Below are 16,880 nucleotides of genomic sequence, written 5' to 3'. Positions count from 1 at the left end.
GCCGTGGGAGATCAGTGAAGAGCTGTGGGCGGCGGCGCTGGATGGTGCGGTCCGAGCAGCCGGGACCGGCGGTCCGTTCGTAACCATAGCCGTGCACCAGCGCGGCAATCATGTGGTCGAAGACGATCCGGTCGGGGATGCACAGGTTGTGACAGCCCAGCGGGTGGGTGTCGAAGTGCTCGGGCAGGAGCGCCGCGAACTCGTCCCACAGGGGTTCGAGCAGGCTGGACGGCAGGACGGGCACGCGATCTCCGGGAAGGGATGTCCACGGCCGTAGTGGCGCTACCGGGCTTGCCCTCTCGACCGTCCGATGGGATCCGCTGTCGCAGCCGGGGCTGCAGGGCACGGGGTCAGCCCGGGTGGAGCTGTCCGGTGGTGGGGACGTCGAGGACGAAGATGTGGCCGATGCCCGCGTCCGGGTAGCCGTAGTCGATGTTCTTGACCCGAAGCTGCTGCGGGGTGGCCTCGATGATCTGAACGGCGATGGGATCCGGGCGGCCGGGCAGGGACAGCAGCCAGTCCTGGGCCAGGTAGTCCAGTCCCGCGCGGACCAGGCACTGGCGGGCGTGGTCCTCGCCGCCCGGTCCGCTCAGCGGGTGGCCGAAGAGCGTGACCGGGACAAACTGATCCAGGGCGTCTTCAACGGGGCCAGGTAGCCGAGGAGTTCGTTGTCCTCACGGCGGTGGTGGCGGGCCCAGCGGGCGGGAATCACGGCGGGCACTCCAAGAGGGGGGCGGCGGTCCCGTACCGTACGGGAGGCGCCGCCAGGGATGGGAGCGGGTGGAACGTGGGGAGCAGGGCGGAAGGCGCGCCAGGTTGCTGGGTCTGAAGCCCCAGCAACCGGTGACCGGTCAGCTCAGCCGGGCTTCGGCGTAGGCGACCATGGCGTCCCGCTGGTATTCGGCCAGCCCGGCGGCGACCTGGTCGTAGGCCGCGCGCCACTGCGCGTCGTCGACGTAGTTCTGCCCCAGGGCCTTGAACGCAGCCGCGTTCGGGGTCCACATCCGGCCTCTTCGGCCGGCGAGCACGCCCGGTCCTGCGTGATTCCGGACTCGTGCCCAGCACCGCCAACGCAACGCCTTCCCTGCACGGAGCGGCACCGTGGGCGTCCTATGGTTGCTCCGCCGCGGCCATGGCTCCGTGGTGGCGGCCTCTGGGGATCACGAGGGGGGTGCCGCTGACCGGGTCGGCGGTCACCTCGCAGCTCAGTCCGAAGATGTCTGCGACGGAACTCGCCGTGATCACGTCGCTGGGCGTTCCTTCTCCCACGGTTCTGCCGTTCTTGAGTGCGACGAGGTGATCGGCGTAGCGGCACGCCTGGTTGAGGTCATGCAGGACCATCACGACCGTACGGCCCTCGTTCCGGTTGAGGTCGACGACGAGGTCGAGCACGTCGATCTGGTGTGCCAGGTCGAGATACGTCGTCGGCTCGTCCAGGAGGAGAACCGGGGTGCCTTGGGCCACGGCCATGGCGATCCAGGCGCGCTGCCGTTGGCCGCCGGAGAGTTCGTCCACGGCGCGCTCGGCGAGGTCGGAGGTGCCGGTGGCGGCCAGTGCCTCGGCCACGGCCTGCTCGTCGGCCTTGGACCACTGCCGCCACCACGTCTGGTGCGGTGAACGTCCCCGGGTGACCAGGTCCTTGACGGTCAGCCCTTCCGGCGCGACGGGCGACTGGGGCAGGATGCCCAGCCGTTGGGCGAGCCGGCGTGTCGGTATGGAGCGGATCTCCTCGCCGTCCAGCAGTACGGTGCCCTCGCGCGGCGTCAGGAGCCGGGCCAGGGCGCGCAGCAGGGTGGACTTGCCGCAGGCGTTGGGGCCGACGATCGCGGTGATCCGGCCCTCGGGGACGGCCAGGTCGAGGTCGCGTATGACGAGCCGGTCGTCGTACGCGAGGTGCAGCGAGTCGGCGCGCAGACCTGGAGCGTGCGGGGGATGTGACATGGCTTCAGCCTCCTGAGTCCGCACGGTTGGTGCGGATGAGCAGCCAGAGCAGTACGGGGGCGCCGAGCACTCCGGTGACGATGCCGACGGGCAGTTCCGTGTCGGGGATGAGGGTGCGCGCGGCCACGTCGGACACAAGCACCACCACGGAGCCGGTCAGCCCGGCGGCCAGCGGCGGTGGTGCCGCGGCGCGGGCGAGTCGCTGGGCGATCTGCGGCGCCGCGAGGGCGACGAACGCGACGGGCCCGGCGGCGGCCGTGGCGAAGGCGACGAGCCCGGCGCCGGTCACGGCAATAGCCAGCCGTACCGTCTGCACGCGGGTGCCGAGCCCGGCGGCCACGTCGTCGCCGAGCTGGAGCGTACGCATCAGCCGGCCCAGCAGCAGCGCGGTTGGCAGCAGAACGGCCAACGCCACGGCGAGCGGCCCCGCCTGCTGCCAGTCGCGGCCGTTGAGGTTGCCGACGAGCCAGCCGACGGCGGACTGCGCCTGGCGGTGGCCGCCCTGGGCGAGCAGATAGTCCGTGGCGCTCATGCACACCCAGGAGATGCCGATGCCGACCAGGATGATGCGGTAGCCGGTCGTTCCGCGCCGCCACGAGAGGGCGTAGACGAGCAGCGCGCTCGCCATCGCGCCGAGCAGGCCGAGGGTCTGCGGGCCCATGCCCCCGTCCCAGCCGAGGACGACGCCTGCCACGACAGCGGTGCCCGCGCCCTGGGTGAGGCCGATCATGTCGGGGCTGGCGAGCGGGTTGCGGGTCATGGTCTGGAAGAGAGCTCCGGACACACCGAAGGCCAGGCCCGCCAGCAGCCCCGCCATGGCGCGCGGGAGCCGCAGTTCGGTGACGACGATCCTGGTGCCCTCGTCCCCGGAGCCGGTCAGCGCGCCCAGCACGTCGGGCACCGGCACGTCGAACTCACCGACGGAGATGTGCCAGCTCAGAGCGGCCACCGTGGCGAAGGCCAGCAGCGCGCACACCAACAGGAGCCGGGGCCGCAGCACACCGGACACGGGCGGGAGGGCGAGCCGGAAGGAGCGCGACGCCAGTGAACAGGACGCCGTGGAAGGTGACTTGGGCATCTCTCACACCTCCGCGAGCTTGCGGCGGCGGACCAGGGCGATGAAGAACGGACCGCCCAGGAACGCCACGATGACGCCCGCCTCGACCTCGGTGGGCCGCGCCACCACCCGCCCCAGCACGTCGGCGGCGAGCAACAGGCAGGCGGCCAGCACGCCGCACAGGGGCAGCAACTTGCGGTGATCGGGCCCGAATCCGGAGTACTGCGCGAGGACTCGCGCCGCATGCGGCACCACCAGGCCGAGGAAGACCACAGGCCCGATTGCGGCGACGGCGGCACCCGTCAGGAGGGTGACGGCCGCCACGCCCTGGAGCCGTACCAGGCCCAGTTTCCGCCCCAGCGAGGCCGCCACGTCGTCGCCCAGCGCGAGGCTGTTGAGCGCGGGCGCGACCGTCAGCGCGAGCAGGGCGCCGACCGCCAGGAACGGCAGAACGCGCAGCACAGTCGCCCCGTCGTGGTCGGCCAGCGAGCCCGCCGACCAGAACCGGAAGCGGTCCAGTGCGTCGGGTTCCGTCAGCACGATGGCGCTGGTGAGGGACGAGAGGGCGAAGGTGACCGCGACCCCGGCGAGCGCCAGCTTCACCGGCGTCGGGCCCGAACGACCCAGCCGCCCCAGCGAATAGACCGCTACCGAGGTGACCAGCGCCCCGGCGAAGGCGAACCAGATGTAGCCGATGAACGAGCCGATCCCGGCGAGGCCCGCCGCCAGCACGATCGCGAACGAGGCGCCCGCACTGACACCGAGGATGCCGGGGTCGGCCAGCGGGTTGCGGGTGAGCGCCTGCATCACACAGCCGGACAGGCCGAGTGCGGCGCCGGCCGCCAGCGCCAGGCCGGTACGTGGCACGCGCACCGTCCAGATGACGTCCTCGACACGGGCCGGCTCCGGGTGCCCGGCCAGCGCGCCCAACACCCGCGTGGGCGGGATGTTCAGCGCACCGAGGCCGAGCGAGAGCAGACACAGCGCCACCAGCAGCATGCCGAGCCCCGCCAGCAGCAGCACGCCACGGGACCGCCCGCTCACCGGCCCGACGCGGGGGTACGGACCTCGGTCGACGGCTTGCCGTCCACAGCAGCGGCAAGCTGCGGGACGAGCCGATCCAGGGTGTACGGAAGGGAGAGGACGGAGACGAACGAGATGGCGTGGCCGTAGTCGCTCTTCTCCTTCACATTGATCTCCCGGCCTTCCTTGACCACCTTCAGGTCGCCGTACAGCTTGTCCTTGTGCAGCTTGGCGGCGTCCTTTTCGGGCGAGGTCATGAACCAGAGCGTGGCGTCGTTGTCGAGGAGGTCGGTGCGCTCCTTGCTGATCTTCGCGCCGAATTCCTTGCCGACGGCCTTGGCCAGGCCCTTGGGCTCGACGAAACCGAGATCGTTCAGCAGGCGCGTGCGGTTGTCCTGCGGCCCGAAGATGTACAGGCCCTGGTACGGGGTGGCCATGACGGCGGTCTTGCCCTTGAACTCGGGGTGCTCGGACGCTGCCTTGGCGATGCGCTTCTCCACTCCGGCGATGAGCTTCTTCGCCTTGGCGGGCCGGCCGAGGGTCTTGCCGATGGTCTCGGTCTGCTCCTGCCACCGGATGCTGTAGTCAGGTATCCCGGAGGGCTGAGCCACCACAGGTGCGATCTTCGAGAGGGTGCGGTACTGCTCCTTCGTCAGACCCGCGTACAGCGCGAGGATCACGTCAGGACGCAGCTTGGCGATCTTCTCGACCTGCGGTCCTGTGCCGGTGTCCTTGAGCACGGTCGGTGTCTCGGCGGAGCCCAGCTTGTCCTTGGCCCACGGGCCGACGGCGCCCTTGTACTCGCCCAGCCACTCGGTGGTGCCGACGGGGACTGTGCCGAGTGCCAGGGCCGCGTCCTGGTCGGACAGGCCGACTGTCACCACTCGCTTGGGCTGGGACTTGACCGTGGTGCTGCCGAACTTGTGCTTGATGGTGACGGGGAAGGCGCCCTTCTCGGCCGATGCCGAGGTACTGCCCTCGCCGTCTCGGTCGTGGGAGCCGTCGTCGGAGCCACAGGCGGCGGTGGCGGCCAGGAGGAGTGCGAGGAACGCGGCGGCAGCAGCACGCCGGGCGCGCGGGAGGAGGGGAGACATGGGGACAGCCCTTCGGGTTCAGTGGCCAGGGGGGCAGGGGCAGGGGAGGTGCGGACAGGTATGGAAGGTGCGGTGAGGGGACGGCTGTCACGAGTCGGGGTGTGCACGCTCCCCGGACCAGGCGGCCCAGAGCGCGGCGTACGGGCCGCCTGCGTACGCGAGTTGTTCGTGCGGACCGTTCTCCACGACCCGGCCCCGGTCGAGCACGACGACCCGGTCGGCGGTGGCCGCCTGCGCAAGCCGGTGCGCGACGATCAGCGCGGTCCGTCCGCGCAACGCCTGCCGGGCCGAACGCTCCAGTGCCCGGGCACCGGCGCTGCCCGCCTCCGCCGTCGCCTCGTCGAGCACGGCGACGACAGGGTCGGCCAGCACCAGCCGCGCGAGGGCGAGTTGCTGCGCCTTGACGGCGTCGAGCGCGTACGCGCCCTCGCCGATGACGGTTTGCAGGCCCTCGGGCAGCGCCCGAGCCCAGTCCAGCGCTTCGACCGTGGCCAGCGCCGCACGCAGTTCGTCTTCGGTGGCGCCGGGCCGTGCGAGCCGCAAGTCCTCGGCGAGGGGCCCGGCGAAGGTGTGGAGTTCTTGGGAGACCAGCACGGTGGCCGGGCTATGAGGGTTCCGGGACGCGGCAGCCGTGACCTCGCCGCGGGTGGGCGGCTGTACGCCGGCGAGGATGCGGGCGAGGGTGCTCTTGCCTGCGCCGCTCGCGCCGACGAGCGCGACCTGTTCGCCCTCTTTGAGTGCCAGGTCGACGTCATGCAGGACGGGGGCGCCGGTGCGGTAGGAGTGGCTGACGCCCCTCGCGGCGACGACGGTGTCCGAGCCGGGGTGGGCGGGCGCCGATCGGTCCCTGCCCGGGAGGACGGCCCCGGGCGCGGGGAGGGCCTTGTCTGTGGGTGGGGGATCGGCTGCCGAGGTGTGGTCGCCTTCGCAGACGGCCGGATCCGTTACGCCCACCAGCCTGGCCAGCCCCGCCGTCGCCGACTGGGCGTCGTCCAGCAGCACGAGGGCGGCGTTGACGGGCCCGAACAGGCTGTGGAAGTAGAGCGCGGCTGCGGTGGCCGTACCGATCGACACCGCTCCGTCACGCACCAGCACGAAGCCGGCGAACAGGACGGAGACCAGCCCGATGTACTCCGCCACGTGCAGCCTGCCGTAGAAGCCGAGCACCAGCCTTACGCCGCGCAGGGTGATCCGCACCGCTTCGTGCGAGCGGCGGGCCACACGCGCGGTGTGCTCCTCCTCCAGCAGGTAGGCACTCACCGTGTCGGAGCCGCCGATGGTCTCCAGGAGTTGCTGCTGCTGGGCTCCGGTCGCCACGCGCTGGTGCGCGTAGAGCGGTACTGCCCTGCGTACGTACCAGCGGGCGGTCAGTGCCTGGACGGGGACGGCGAGCAGCGCGGCCAGCAGGAACCGCGGGTCCAGCAGGGCGAGCGCACCCAGCGTCAGCACGATCGTCAGCCCGGAGCGGGCGAGTTCGGGGAGGGCGGAGCGGACCGCCTCGGACACGCGCGAGACATCCCCTGTGACACGCGCCGTCAGATCCCCCGCGCCCGCGCGCTCCAGCCGGTCGGCGGGCAGCGTCAACGCGCGCTCGACGAACTGTTCCCGCAGCCGCGCCAGCACCGACTCCCCGAGCCTGGCCACGGCGCTCATTCCGAGCGCCGTCACGCCGCCCTGCGCGAGCGCGACGGCGACGAGAAGGACGACGGGCACAGTCAGCGCGCTCGCCTCGTCTCCCCGCGCGACAATGTCGACCATCCGGCCGAGCAGCGGCTGCGCGAGCAGCCCGATGGCGGTCGCAGCAGTCAGCAGCACTCCGGCTGCCACCGCCCTGTGCCGTTCGGGGCGCAGGAGTTCACGCGCGGCGGCGCGGGTACGTCGGCCGGTCGCGACGGGCAGCAGGTCCGGCTCGACCTCGTCCGCGGCGGGGCCGGAGAGGCTGTGCGCGTGGATATCGGCCCGGGCCTGGTGTGCGTCCGTATGGTCCGTCCGCAGGGACGTCCCGTGCTGCTCCGGCGTGCAGCGTTCCTCGGATATCGCGCTGTTGTCGGGGCGGGAGGTCGTACTCACGCGAGTACCGCCCTTCTGTAGACGGTGCTGCGGCGCACCAGTTCCTCGTGGCTCGCGGTGTCGGCAAGGCGCCCGCCGTCGATCAGCGCGACGCGGTCCGTGACGGCCAGCAACGCGGGACTGCTGGTGACCAGCACGGTGGTACGCCCGCGCCGGATGTCCCGGATGCCGGTGGCGATACGGGATTCGGTCGCCGCGTCGACGGCGGTCGTGGGGTCGTGGACGACGAGCACATCGCGGTCGGCCGCAAGGGCGCGCGCCAGCGCGACCCGCTGGCGCTGGCCCCCCGACAGCGCTCTGCCGCGCTCGCCGACGTGTGTGTCCATCCCGCTGTCCAGCGAGGCGGCGACCTCGTCGGCGCCTGCCGCTGTCAGCACGGTGCCCAGGTCGATGCCTTCGCCTGCGGGGGCGCTGGACGCGGCGACGTTGTCGCGCAGCGAACCGGAGAACAGTACGGCGTTGTGCTCGGCGACCAGCACTGCTGAGCGCACCGTGCGTACAGACAGTTCGGACAGCGGCACGCCGCCGAGTTCGACGCTGCCGGCGGCCGGGTCGGTACGGCGGCTCAGACACCGCACCAGCACCTCGGCGTGCGCGGGGTCGGTGACGACGATTCCGAGCAGCTCGCCCGGTGCCACGATCAGGTCGATCCCTTGCAGCCCTTCGTGCGTGAGCCCACGCAGCCGCAGCGGCCCGGTTGCCGCCACACCGCCGTTCGGGGCGCCGATGGGCGCGGAACCGCCGGGCTCCGCGGAGATGTCGCCCGGCGCGTCCAGCACCTCGGCGATCCGCGCCGCCGAGGCGCGGGCGCGGGCGAACTCGGCGCTGGCCCAGGCGATGACCTGCAAGGGGCCTGGCAGGAACAGCGCGAGCCCCACCGCGGCCACCAGCTCGCCCAGGCCGATCCGGCCGTCGAGCACGAGGCGCGAGCCGACCAACGCGACGCAGGCGATGAACACACCGGTCAGCGCCTGCATCATGCCCGTCTGCACGGCTTCCGCCCGCGCCGCGCGCACAGTTGCCTCGAGCGCCGCACGGCTGGTGCGGCGGTAGCGTTCGGAGGCCGCGCGCTGGGCCCGTAGCCCCTGCAGCACACGGACGCCCGCGACAAGGTCGGCGGCGACCCCCGAAGCGTGGGCCGCGCGCTCCTGCTCGGCGCGGCTGAGGTGTACCAGGGGGCGGGCCAGTAGTTGGCCGAGCGCCATCAGCACGGGGGTGCCCAGCAGGATCAGCAGTCCGAGCGGGACCGAGGCGCGTAGCAGCAGCACGGCTCCGGCCGTGAGCCCGACGACGGCGGAGAAGCCGAGTGTCACCGCCATGGCGATGTTGCCCGCGCGGCGCGCGTCCTCCGTCGCGACGGTGACCAGCCCCCCGCGCGTACGGCCGGCTGCCACCCCGCCGTTCGGGGCCAGCACGCACTCGATCAGCCGCATGCGCAGTGCGTGCCCACCCCGTGCGGAGGCCCGCTCACCCGCGCGGGCACCGAGTTGGAAGCTGCCGGAGAGTACGACGTAGACGGCAGCGAGCACGAGGGCCCAGCGGAACAGCGCCGCGCCATCAGGGTGCACAAGGGCACTGTCGACGACGAAACCGATCAGCACCGGGATGAGGGCCTCGCCGATCTGGTGGAAGGCGCCGAGCCCACAGCCGACCACAAGGTCGCGGCGTTCGCCCGAGAGAACGCGCAGCAGCACGCGACGGTCGCTGCGCTGTGCGTTCATCATCGCTCGCTTTCCCCGAGGCCAAAAGTGGAGGTAAGGCTAACCTAACTGCTGCGAGGGCGGGAGAAGTAGCGCCCCAAGAGCCGATCGCAGGCGCACCCGTCCTGCTGGAGGCGGGCACATAGGGCGGGTTGACGGCGTCGTCCGGACCGGAGGCTGTTCGCCGAGCTTGGCGAGTTTTCGTCTTGCGTCCGGTGTGCAACCCCACCCTTTCAGTCCTACTTAGGTTAGGCTAACCTCTGCGGCGTGAATGTCGGTGAACAGACCTCCGCGCCCCGACGCCCTCGAGGTCATGAGCTGTGGGCCAAAGGTGTCACCGTCGCCTACGAAGGCGTCGATGTCGTCCACGACACCTCGTTGACGCTGCGGCCCGGCGAAGTGACCGTCCTGGTGGGGCCGAACGGCAGCGGGAAGTCGACGCTGCTGCGCACGCTCGCGCGTCTGCAGCGGCCCAGGACCGCCACGTTGATCATCGACGGCGACACCGACGGCCTTGCTCTGACCACCCGTGAGTTCTCCCGCCGGGTCGCTCTGCTGACCCAAGGACGTCCCACCCCCAGCGGACTGACCGTACGAGAGGTCGTCGAGTTCGGCCGCTATCCGTACCGGGGCCGCTGGGGCAGGTCGGACCCGGGCGGCCGGGCGGCGGTGGACCGCGCGCTGGCCATGACGGGCATCGTGGAGCTCGCCGAACGGGGTGCCGAACATCTCTCCGGAGGCCAGCTCCAGCGGGTCTGGCTCGCCGGCTGCCTCGCCCAGGAGACCGGTGTGCTGCTCCTCGACGAGCCGACGACCTATCTCGACCTGCGGTACCAGGTCGAACTCCTCGACCTCATACGGGACCTGGCGGACGACCACGGGATCGCCGTCGGCGCCGTCCTGCACGATCTCGACCAGGCCGCGGCCGTCGCCAACCGGATCGCGCTGCTGCACGCCGGACGGATTGTCGCCGACGGGCTTCCCGAAGACGTCCTGACGCCGCAGCGGCTGACCGACACGTACGGCATCCGCATCGAAGTCGATACCGACCCCCTCACGGGTCGGTTGCGCACCCGCGCGATCGGCCGACACCACACCCGAAGCGAAAGGCTCAGTACCGCCCCATGAGACGCCTCCTGCTCACCGTGGCCGCCACCACCGCCGCGGCCCTCTCCCTGACCGCCTGCGGGACGACCGAGCCGGCCGCCGACGACGACAAGAAGTCCGGCGAGCACCTCACCCTCACCGACGCCTCCGGTGCGAAGGTCGAACTCGACGGGCCGGCCAAGAAAGTCGTCGGAACCGAGTGGAACGTCGTCGAGAATCTGATCTCGCTGGGCGTCGACCCGGTGGGCGTCGCCGATGTCAAGGGCTACAAGACCTGGGACACCGCCGTCCCGCTCAAGAACAAGCCCAAGGACATCGGCACCCGTGGTGAGCCGAGCATGGACACCATTGCCTCCCTGAAGCCGGACCTCATCGTCGCCACTACCGACCTCAAGCCGGGCGCTGTCAAGCAGTTGCGCAAGGTCGCCCCGGTTCTGAACGTGCGCACCGCAGACGCCGCCGACCCGGTCGGCCAGATGACCGAGAACCTGGACCTCATCGCCAAGGCCACGGGCACGACGAACCAGGCCGCGAAGCTGAAGAAGGAGTTCAACGCGAAGATCGCCGAAGGCCGCAGAGAACTCGCCGACGCAGATCTCGACGGTGCGAAGTACGCTTTCGCCGACGGTTACGTCGTCTCCAAGAAGGTCTCGATCAGGCCATTCACCAGCGGCTCGCTCATCGGCGCCGTCAACGCGAAGCTCGGCCTGAAGAACAACTGGAAGGTCAAGGGCGACAAGGTCTACGGCCTCGGTGCCACCGATGTCGAAGGACTCACCAAGCTGGACGACGACGTCCAGTTCGCCTACATCGGCAACGACAAGGACAAGAGCAGCACGCCGTTCACCGGCCCCCTGGCCAAGGACAAGGTGTGGACCTCGCTGCCGTTCGTGAAGAAGGGCAACGTCCACCGACTGCCCGACGGCATCTGGATGTTCGGCGGCCCCGAGTCGATGAACCAGTACATCGACGCCGCTGTCGCAGAGCTGACGAAGTAGCGCCGTGGCCGTCACCGCGACAACTCCCGACACGCGTCCGTCCGCGGCCACCTCCCGGACGGGCACGGCCGCGGTGACGGCCGCTCTGGCCCTGCTGGTCGCCGTCCTCGCCCTCGTCGACCTCACGCAGGGCACGGCCGCGGTGGGCGCCCCCGAGGTCTGGAAGGCGCTGACCGGCCGGGCCGACTCGACCGACGCGTCCGTCGTCATCGCCTCGCGGCTGCCGAGGGCGGCGGCCGGGCTGCTCGTCGGCGCTGTGCTCGGGGCAGCGGGCGCCGCCCTGTCGGCGGTGTGCCGCAACGTCCTCGCATCGCCCGACACCCTCGCCGTGAACGCCGGCTCCTACATGGCCCTGGGGCTGGCCACCGCCACCGGCCTCTCGCTTCCGCTGCTCGCCTCGTCCGGCATCGCGTTCGCCGGCGGCCTGGCGGCGGCGGCCGTCGTGCTCGGGCTGTCCGGCCCGGGGGCCGGCACCGTCCGGCTCGTTCTCGCCGGGAGTGCCCTCACCCTCGGCCTCACCGCCGTCACCGAGGGACTGCTGCTGCTGTTTCCCCAAGAGACCGAGGGCGTCTACGAGTGGAACCAGGGCAGCATCGCCCAGAACGGGTTCGACGGCGTGCTGCAGATGATCCCGATCGGTGTCGCGGGCCTGGCCGGGCTGCTGCTCCTCGCCCGCAGGGTCGACCCCCTGGCTCTCGGCGACGACGCCGCCCGCGGCCTCGGTGTCCCGGTCCGCTCCACCCGCCTCACCGCGGTCGTGATCGCGGCTCTCCTCTCCGCCGCTGCCGTCACCCTGACCGGGCCGATCGGCTTTGTCGGCCTGTGCGCCCCCGCCCTCGTCCGCCCCCTCGCCCGCCGGTTCCGCGCACTCGCCCGCACCCGCGGCAGCGTTCCGACCGCGGGAATCATCGGTGCCGCGCTGGTCCTCGGCTCGGACGTGCTGCTGCGCGCCGTTGTCCCCGCCGATGTCGCCGTCACCGTGCCGACCGGTGTCGTCACCAGCCTGGTCGGCGCCACCTTCCTCATCGTCATGGCAACGCGGGTCCGGGACTCCTCCGGAACGGCCGCGACCGCACGGCTGCACATCAGGAGCCGGGCCGTCTTCCTCACCACCACAGCCCTGCTGACGGCCGCAGTCGTCGGCGTGGCCATCGCCTCCGTCCTGCTGGGAGACGCCAAGCTGCTGCTGGGCGACGTGCTGAACTGGGCACAGGGCAGAGCCGGCCAGGCCATCACCTTCACCCTCGACACCCGGGTACCCCGGGTCCTCGCCGCCCTCCTTGCCGGCGCGGCACTCGCCCTCGCCGGGACACTCGTCCAGGCCGTGACCCGCAACCCCCTCGCGGAACCCGGCACCCTGGGCGTCTCCGGGGGCGCCGCGCTCGGCGCCGTGCTCCTTGTGACGACGGTACCCATGGCCGGATCGTGGAGCCTGGCGGGCGGCGCTTTCGCGGGTGCCGCGATCAGTTCCGCTCTCGTCTTCGGGCTCGCCGCGCGGGACGGATTCCAGCAGAACCGGCTCGTCCTCGTCGGCTTCGGTGTCGCCACCGGGACAACTGCCGTGATCAGCCTGCTCATCATCCTCACCGACCCGTTCAACGCGACGAAGGCGCTCACCTGGCTGTCGGGTTCCACCTATGGCCGGACCTTGCCCGACGTGATGCCCCTCGCGGCCGTACTCGCCGGCGGCGTACTCGTCGCAGTCACACGGCGCACAGAACTCGACCTCGTGTCACTCGACGAGGACACCCCCAAGCTCCTCGGGCTGCACCTGGAACGCGGGCGCCTGGGCTTCCTCGCCCTGAGTGTCCTGCTCACCGCCACCGCTGTTGCCGCCGCCGGCACGATCGGCTTTGTGGGACTCATGGCACCGCACGCCGCCCGTGCCCTCGTGGGCAGGCAGCACGCCCGAGTGGTTCCGGTCGCGATGCTCCTCGGCGCCACCCTCGTCTGCGCCGCCGACCTGGTGGGCCGAACCGTGATCGCACCGGCCCAGCTCGGCGCCGGCCTGATGACCGCCGTGATCGGCACCCCGTACTTCCTCTATCTGCTCATCCGCAGCCGCCAGTAGGAGACAGTCGCCACCCGTCTCCCGGGGCTGCGCCCCGGGCGGTGTCCCGGTGAACTTCACCAGGATCACCGTGTTCATGCTGCTCAGCTTCGACGCCCGGTTCGTCGGCGTGCACCGGCTGGGACCGGTCCACGTCTACGGCCTCTGCTGCACGACGATCTCGCCGGTGTGCTCCAGCACCAGCGCGTCCCCATGCGCAAGCGTCGATCGGACGGCCACGACAGCTCGTCCGGTTTCTCACAGCTCGACAGCCAGAACGCTGGCACTTCCCCGCAGGCGCATCCCAGGTGTCACAGGGGACCGGAGTCGCATACCGAGCATCCGACGACTGGCGACAATTGCGACGCTGCGGTGGAAGCCCCGCGTGTTGCGGGATAGTTGAATCCGGTCGAGGTTTCCGGGTGCTGGATTTGCGCTGACGTGACCTGACGGCCAGTCAGAGAATCGAGGCGGTACTACGTCCACCAGGAAACCGGCCGTCAGGTCCCGTACGGGTACTCGGGCCCTGCCGTACTTCAGCGAGCCCAAGCACAGGAGCCGGCCGGCTTCGTCTGGCGGCCTGCTCGGGACCGATGCCTCACCCGACCCGCTCGGCCACCGCAGCCACACGCTCGGTTACCTACTCCTGGATCAGGCCAGTCTTACGCCCGTGCTGTGGCGGCCCGCCATGGTGACGCCGACCTTGCACCTGTCTCTTATCCCGTCGCGATCGGCTCGCTGAGGTACGGGAATTGGTCGAGCAGCTTGCCGGTGGCGTCGCTAGGGTCCAGCCCCATCTCGAGGTGCCGGTTCAGCACCAGCTCGTAAATGGCTTCCGGCGCGGACTCCGTGAGGCCCTTGCCGTTCCGCACGCGCGAACCCCACTCGGCGCTGGTCCCCACCCGGTAGCGCAGGACGTCCGGCAAAAGGGTGTCGGCGACGTACGCACCGTACTCCGCCGCGCTGTTTTTGCCATACGTCCCGTCGTCATAAGTCCCCATGGCTTCGACGACCGCCGCCGTGTCGTCGGCCACCTGCTTCCAAAATCCCTGCTGCGCGGGCTCGCCAGGACGCTTCGGCCTGCCCATCAGATGGTCCTTGGGGTGACTGGCGTTGTAGTCGGCGCCGGCGGAGCCGCCGGAGAAGTCGTACAAGAACCCGACCAGCGGACCTGCGGCGTGCTGGAACTGGTGCCACACGCCGTTCTCTTTGACCGCCGTGTTGCCCCAGAACCCGATCGTGCCGGACCCGGTGATCGCGCTGGGCACCTCCAGCACGATGGTGCTGACGTTCGTGTCTTTGAAGGTGTTCTGGGCCGTCTCGGGAGTGAACCAGCTGTAGTTCGGCGCAGTGTGCATGTTCAACGCCCGTTTTGTCTCCACGGTCAGCCGCGCGTCGTTGAAGAATGCGTCACCGCGCTCGCCCGCGAAGAGCTTGACCCCGTTCGAGCACGTGATGATCTGCTCCGGCTTGGATCCGGCCGGCGTAATGACCTCGCCCGTCGCGTTGCGGTCGCGGGCCGCGCTGCCGGTGAGCTGCTCAAGCTTCAACTGCTGCACGCCAGCACTGTCGATCGGAAACGTGGCACGCCACGCAACATCCTCAAGGTAATCGCCGTTGGTGTCGATCTTGAACTCGTACAGCGCCTCCCGGTCGAATCCCGAGGCCGGAAACTGCATCGGGGAGACATTCATGACGAACACCGTGCCCATGGTGCCACGGAAGCAGTAGACATCGCTGATATCCAGCTGCGGATTCGATTGGTCAAGATGGTGAGACATTCTGTGGCTCCTCTAACTGACCGGGGGACGGGAGAACGGCTCGAGGCCGAGGGTGTAGAACCTGCCCATGAGCGGGAGGTCTTCGAAGGCGCCGAACTCGCCCCAGAACCACAAGTAGGGCAGCTTTTGGGCGTTCCACTCGACGCGATCGATCTTCCCGTTCGGGTGGATGAGCTCGTACCAGCCTTCCTTGAACCCGCTCAGGATTGCCATGCGCGACGCCGCGTTGCGCTCGGGAACGATCGATGCGTCAACCATCGTGCCGTCGGCGGCCGGTATGTTGGGCCACGCATACGCCTTCGGGGCCACGCGAGGGCGATTTTCGAAGTAGCCCTCGACGGAAACGGCCTTGACGCCCTCGGGCAGCCGCAGTCGAGCTCCGGGGGTGAGCCGTGGCGCGTTGAAGCGCCGAACGCCACCGCGCACGATCTTGGCCGTAGCCGTGCCGACGGTTTCGGTGAGGCCGGGTTCCGACAGACCGGCAGCGTGGGCGGGGGTGCCCGTTGCCGTGCCGAGAGCGAGAAGGACAGGGGAGGCGGTGATCGCCGCGAGTAGGCTACGCCTGCCCACCGCCGGAGTGGTGATGCCCGCGGCACCGTTATCGCCAGTGCCCGTGTTTTTACTAGGGCTGAATATGTCGGTCATCTTCTGCTCCCCGTCAACTTTGACTCCTCGTTGGGCTCGTAGGGAAAGCGGCGGCCGTACCGACGGCGAACATCATCGGTGACAAGGGGGATCGCCCGAAACATGTGTGGGCGAAGTGACGACGCCGTGCGGCAATGTGACATGCGCACCGCCGTCAGAAAGATCAGGGCGCGGGTCATCTCTTGGCCTTGAGCCAAAGCTCAGTTCTCATCTTCGCTGCCTCTGGCGATCGAACGGGCAGCAGTCAGGGGCGGATTGCTGGCGGTGATTCCCTGGGTGTGGCGTTGTATCACGGTAAGGAAAAGCGCAGGGTAGTTACATCTCGCACAGTGGATCTCCCCAGGCGGCGAAAATGCCGCACCGCGTGGCCGGTTGCGCCCGCTGGTTGCGCGGCGGGCGGTGCGCATGCCGCCGCACTGGAGCTGCGTGGAAACAGTGCACTGGTGGGGGGTAATAGTCAAGACTGTGGATCAAGGAAGCATCGGTCATCTGACCGACATGGTGGTGGGGAAGTTCACCGCTGCCACATCGAAGGGAGGCGGGGATGCAACAGCGATCACGCGGTCGGTATCTGGAAGATCGAGGACAGCCCGTGCGTCTGCGTGTTGGACCCGGTAAGCAATGCGTTGGGGCAGAAGTCCCGTGTCAACGCGCCCGAACTTGCTTGCCGCGAGGCTCAGTCGGGGGCAGCAGGCCAGTGTTGCCGACGCTTCAGCTGAGCACGATCTGCACCCTGACCGGCAGCTCCTTGTCCTGGTGCACGGCGCCAACCAGCAACCGGGCGAATGCCCACTTGCCAGACCTTGGCGCTGAAGCACCCTTCCGCCATGCCGATGTCGTCCGGGGTCCCGAGTTCCGCGGGCGGACCGGTCAGGCCCGACAGCAGGTCCTCGGCGATCTGTTGCGGCGGCTGCCGCGCAGGGGTGGTGATCTGCACTTCCTGCGCGGCTGCATGCTGCTCTGCAACATCGCCGAGCGTCAACTCTCGCCCACGACCTGCCGAATCACGGCGAGGCCGAGTCCGAGTTCGCGCAGCGTCCGCACCAGGGTCAGTCGGGCGACGGCGTCAGGACCATAGCGGCGACAGCCGGCGGGGGTGCGGTCGGCTGGCACCACGAGGTCTCGACCGCGAACGTCACCAGCGCCGGACAGCCTTCCAACGGCGCTGCGCCCTGACCGAGGCCGAGACGGTGGTGCTGGATGCCGCCCTCGGCTTCGACAACGACTCCGACGACTCGCTGCCGCCGCCGATGATGGCGGCCATGGGCGTAACCGACACCGGCCTGGACGATCCCGACCGGCTCTATGAGCTGCTGGAGCAGGTCCGTGAGGACGGGCGCTACAGTCGGACGAAGTTCTCGACGACGCACTCTCCACCGTCCTGGCCGCCGCCTGCCTCACCCTGAGGGAAGCG

14 protein-coding genes and 2 pseudogenes are annotated in these 16,880 nt (G+C 70.1%); 5 read left to right on the top strand and 11 right to left on the bottom strand.

The annotated features are described in order from the left end of the window. Nucleotides 1–31: 31 nt before the first annotated feature. Nucleotides 32–244 (bottom strand): annotated as a pseudogene (locus ACTWQF_RS30450) (IS5/IS1182 family transposase); the annotation flags it as partial. 115 nt (nt 245–359) lie between these two features. Between ACTWQF_RS30450 and ACTWQF_RS30445 the strand changes: the two are divergent. Next, nucleotides 360–656, top strand: a complete 297-nt coding sequence (locus tag ACTWQF_RS30445; RefSeq protein WP_443282958.1) for a hypothetical protein — start codon at nt 360–362, stop codon at nt 654–656. 195 nt (nt 657–851) lie between these two features. On the opposite strand, the gene ACTWQF_RS30440 is transcribed toward ACTWQF_RS30445, so the two are convergent. The 7 genes from ACTWQF_RS30440 to ACTWQF_RS30410 all read right to left on the bottom strand — a co-directional run bounded on the left by ACTWQF_RS30440 (nt 852) and on the right by ACTWQF_RS30410 (nt 8,906). Beyond that, nucleotides 852–1,004 carry a TipAS antibiotic-recognition domain-containing protein gene (locus ACTWQF_RS30440; protein WP_443282957.1) on the bottom strand — a complete coding sequence of 51 codons (153 nt, stop codon included), beginning with the start codon at nt 1,002–1,004 and terminating at the stop codon, nt 852–854. Nucleotides 1,005–1,110: 106 nt separating this feature from the next. Continuing rightward, complete coding sequence (locus tag ACTWQF_RS30435) at nt 1,111–1,941, bottom strand: ABC transporter ATP-binding protein (protein WP_443282956.1); 831 nt, start codon at nt 1,939–1,941, stop codon at nt 1,111–1,113. A gap of 4 nt (nt 1,942–1,945) precedes the next feature. Continuing rightward, nucleotides 1,946–3,019, bottom strand: a complete 1,074-nt coding sequence (locus tag ACTWQF_RS30430; protein WP_443282955.1) for a FecCD family ABC transporter permease — start codon at nt 3,017–3,019, stop codon at nt 1,946–1,948. A 3-nt stretch (nt 3,020–3,022) separates the two neighbouring features. Then, nucleotides 3,023–3,997 (bottom strand): FecCD family ABC transporter permease, encoded by a 975-nt coding sequence (locus tag ACTWQF_RS30425; protein ID WP_443283010.1) that lies wholly within the window; start codon nt 3,995–3,997, stop codon nt 3,023–3,025. Nucleotides 3,998–4,038: 41 nt separating this feature from the next. After that, nucleotides 4,039–5,115: an iron-siderophore ABC transporter substrate-binding protein gene (locus ACTWQF_RS30420; RefSeq protein WP_443282954.1), complete on the bottom strand. Its 1,077-nt coding sequence runs from the start codon at nt 5,113–5,115 to the stop codon at nt 4,039–4,041. 87 nt (nt 5,116–5,202) lie between these two features. Further along, nucleotides 5,203–7,068, bottom strand: a complete 1,866-nt coding sequence (locus ACTWQF_RS30415; protein WP_443283009.1) for an ABC transporter ATP-binding protein — start codon at nt 7,066–7,068, stop codon at nt 5,203–5,205. A gap of 113 nt (nt 7,069–7,181) precedes the next feature. After that, a complete protein-coding gene (locus ACTWQF_RS30410; RefSeq protein ID WP_443283008.1) occupies nt 7,182–8,906 on the bottom strand; it encodes an ABC transporter ATP-binding protein in 1,725 nt (574 codons plus the stop codon). 246 nt (nt 8,907–9,152) lie between these two features. Between ACTWQF_RS30410 and ACTWQF_RS30405 the strand changes: the two genes are divergently transcribed. The 3 genes from ACTWQF_RS30405 to ACTWQF_RS30395 are packed head-to-tail and all read left to right on the top strand — an operon-like array spanning nt 9,153 to nt 13,061. Further along, the gene (locus ACTWQF_RS30405; protein WP_443282953.1) at nt 9,153–10,013 is read left to right on the top strand and encodes an ABC transporter ATP-binding protein; all 861 of its coding nucleotides are present in this window, start codon (nt 9,153–9,155) and stop codon (nt 10,011–10,013) included. After that, nucleotides 10,010–10,990, top strand: a complete 981-nt coding sequence (locus ACTWQF_RS30400; protein ID WP_443282952.1) for an iron-siderophore ABC transporter substrate-binding protein — start codon at nt 10,010–10,012, stop codon at nt 10,988–10,990. The genes ACTWQF_RS30405 and ACTWQF_RS30400 overlap by 4 nt, the downstream gene beginning before the upstream one ends. A 4-nt stretch (nt 10,991–10,994) precedes the next feature. Next, entirely contained in the window at nt 10,995–13,061 is a 2,067-nt protein-coding gene (locus ACTWQF_RS30395; RefSeq protein ID WP_443282951.1) for an iron ABC transporter permease, read from the top strand. A 695-nt stretch (nt 13,062–13,756) separates the two neighbouring features. On the opposite strand, the gene ACTWQF_RS30390 is transcribed toward ACTWQF_RS30395, so the two are convergent. The 3 genes and pseudogenes from ACTWQF_RS30390 to ACTWQF_RS30380 form a co-directional block, all read right to left on the bottom strand. Then, nucleotides 13,757–14,821, bottom strand: coding sequence for a DUF4331 family protein (locus tag ACTWQF_RS30390; protein WP_443282950.1), 1,065 nt, complete (start codon nt 14,819–14,821; stop codon nt 13,757–13,759). Nucleotides 14,822–14,833: 12 nt separating this feature from the next. Then, nucleotides 14,834–15,466, bottom strand: a complete 633-nt coding sequence (locus tag ACTWQF_RS30385) for a hypothetical protein (protein ID WP_443282949.1) — start codon at nt 15,464–15,466, stop codon at nt 14,834–14,836. 928 nt (nt 15,467–16,394) lie between these two features. Then, nucleotides 16,395–16,591, bottom strand: a pseudogene (locus tag ACTWQF_RS30380) (MerR family transcriptional regulator); the annotation flags it as partial. 65 nt (nt 16,592–16,656) lie between these two features. On the opposite strand from ACTWQF_RS30380, the gene ACTWQF_RS30375 reads away from it, so the two are divergent. Next, a complete protein-coding gene (locus tag ACTWQF_RS30375; RefSeq protein WP_443283012.1) occupies nt 16,657–16,872 on the top strand; it encodes a hypothetical protein in 216 nt (71 codons plus the stop codon). The last annotated feature ends 8 nt before the right edge of the window (nt 16,873–16,880 follow it).

Source organism: Streptomyces sp. 8N114 (assembly GCF_052245835.1).
GTDB lineage: Bacteria > Actinomycetota > Actinomycetes > Streptomycetales > Streptomycetaceae > Streptomyces.
The sequence above is the reverse complement of the archived record's forward strand: the minus strand, read 5'-3'. Positions and strand labels throughout refer to the sequence as shown.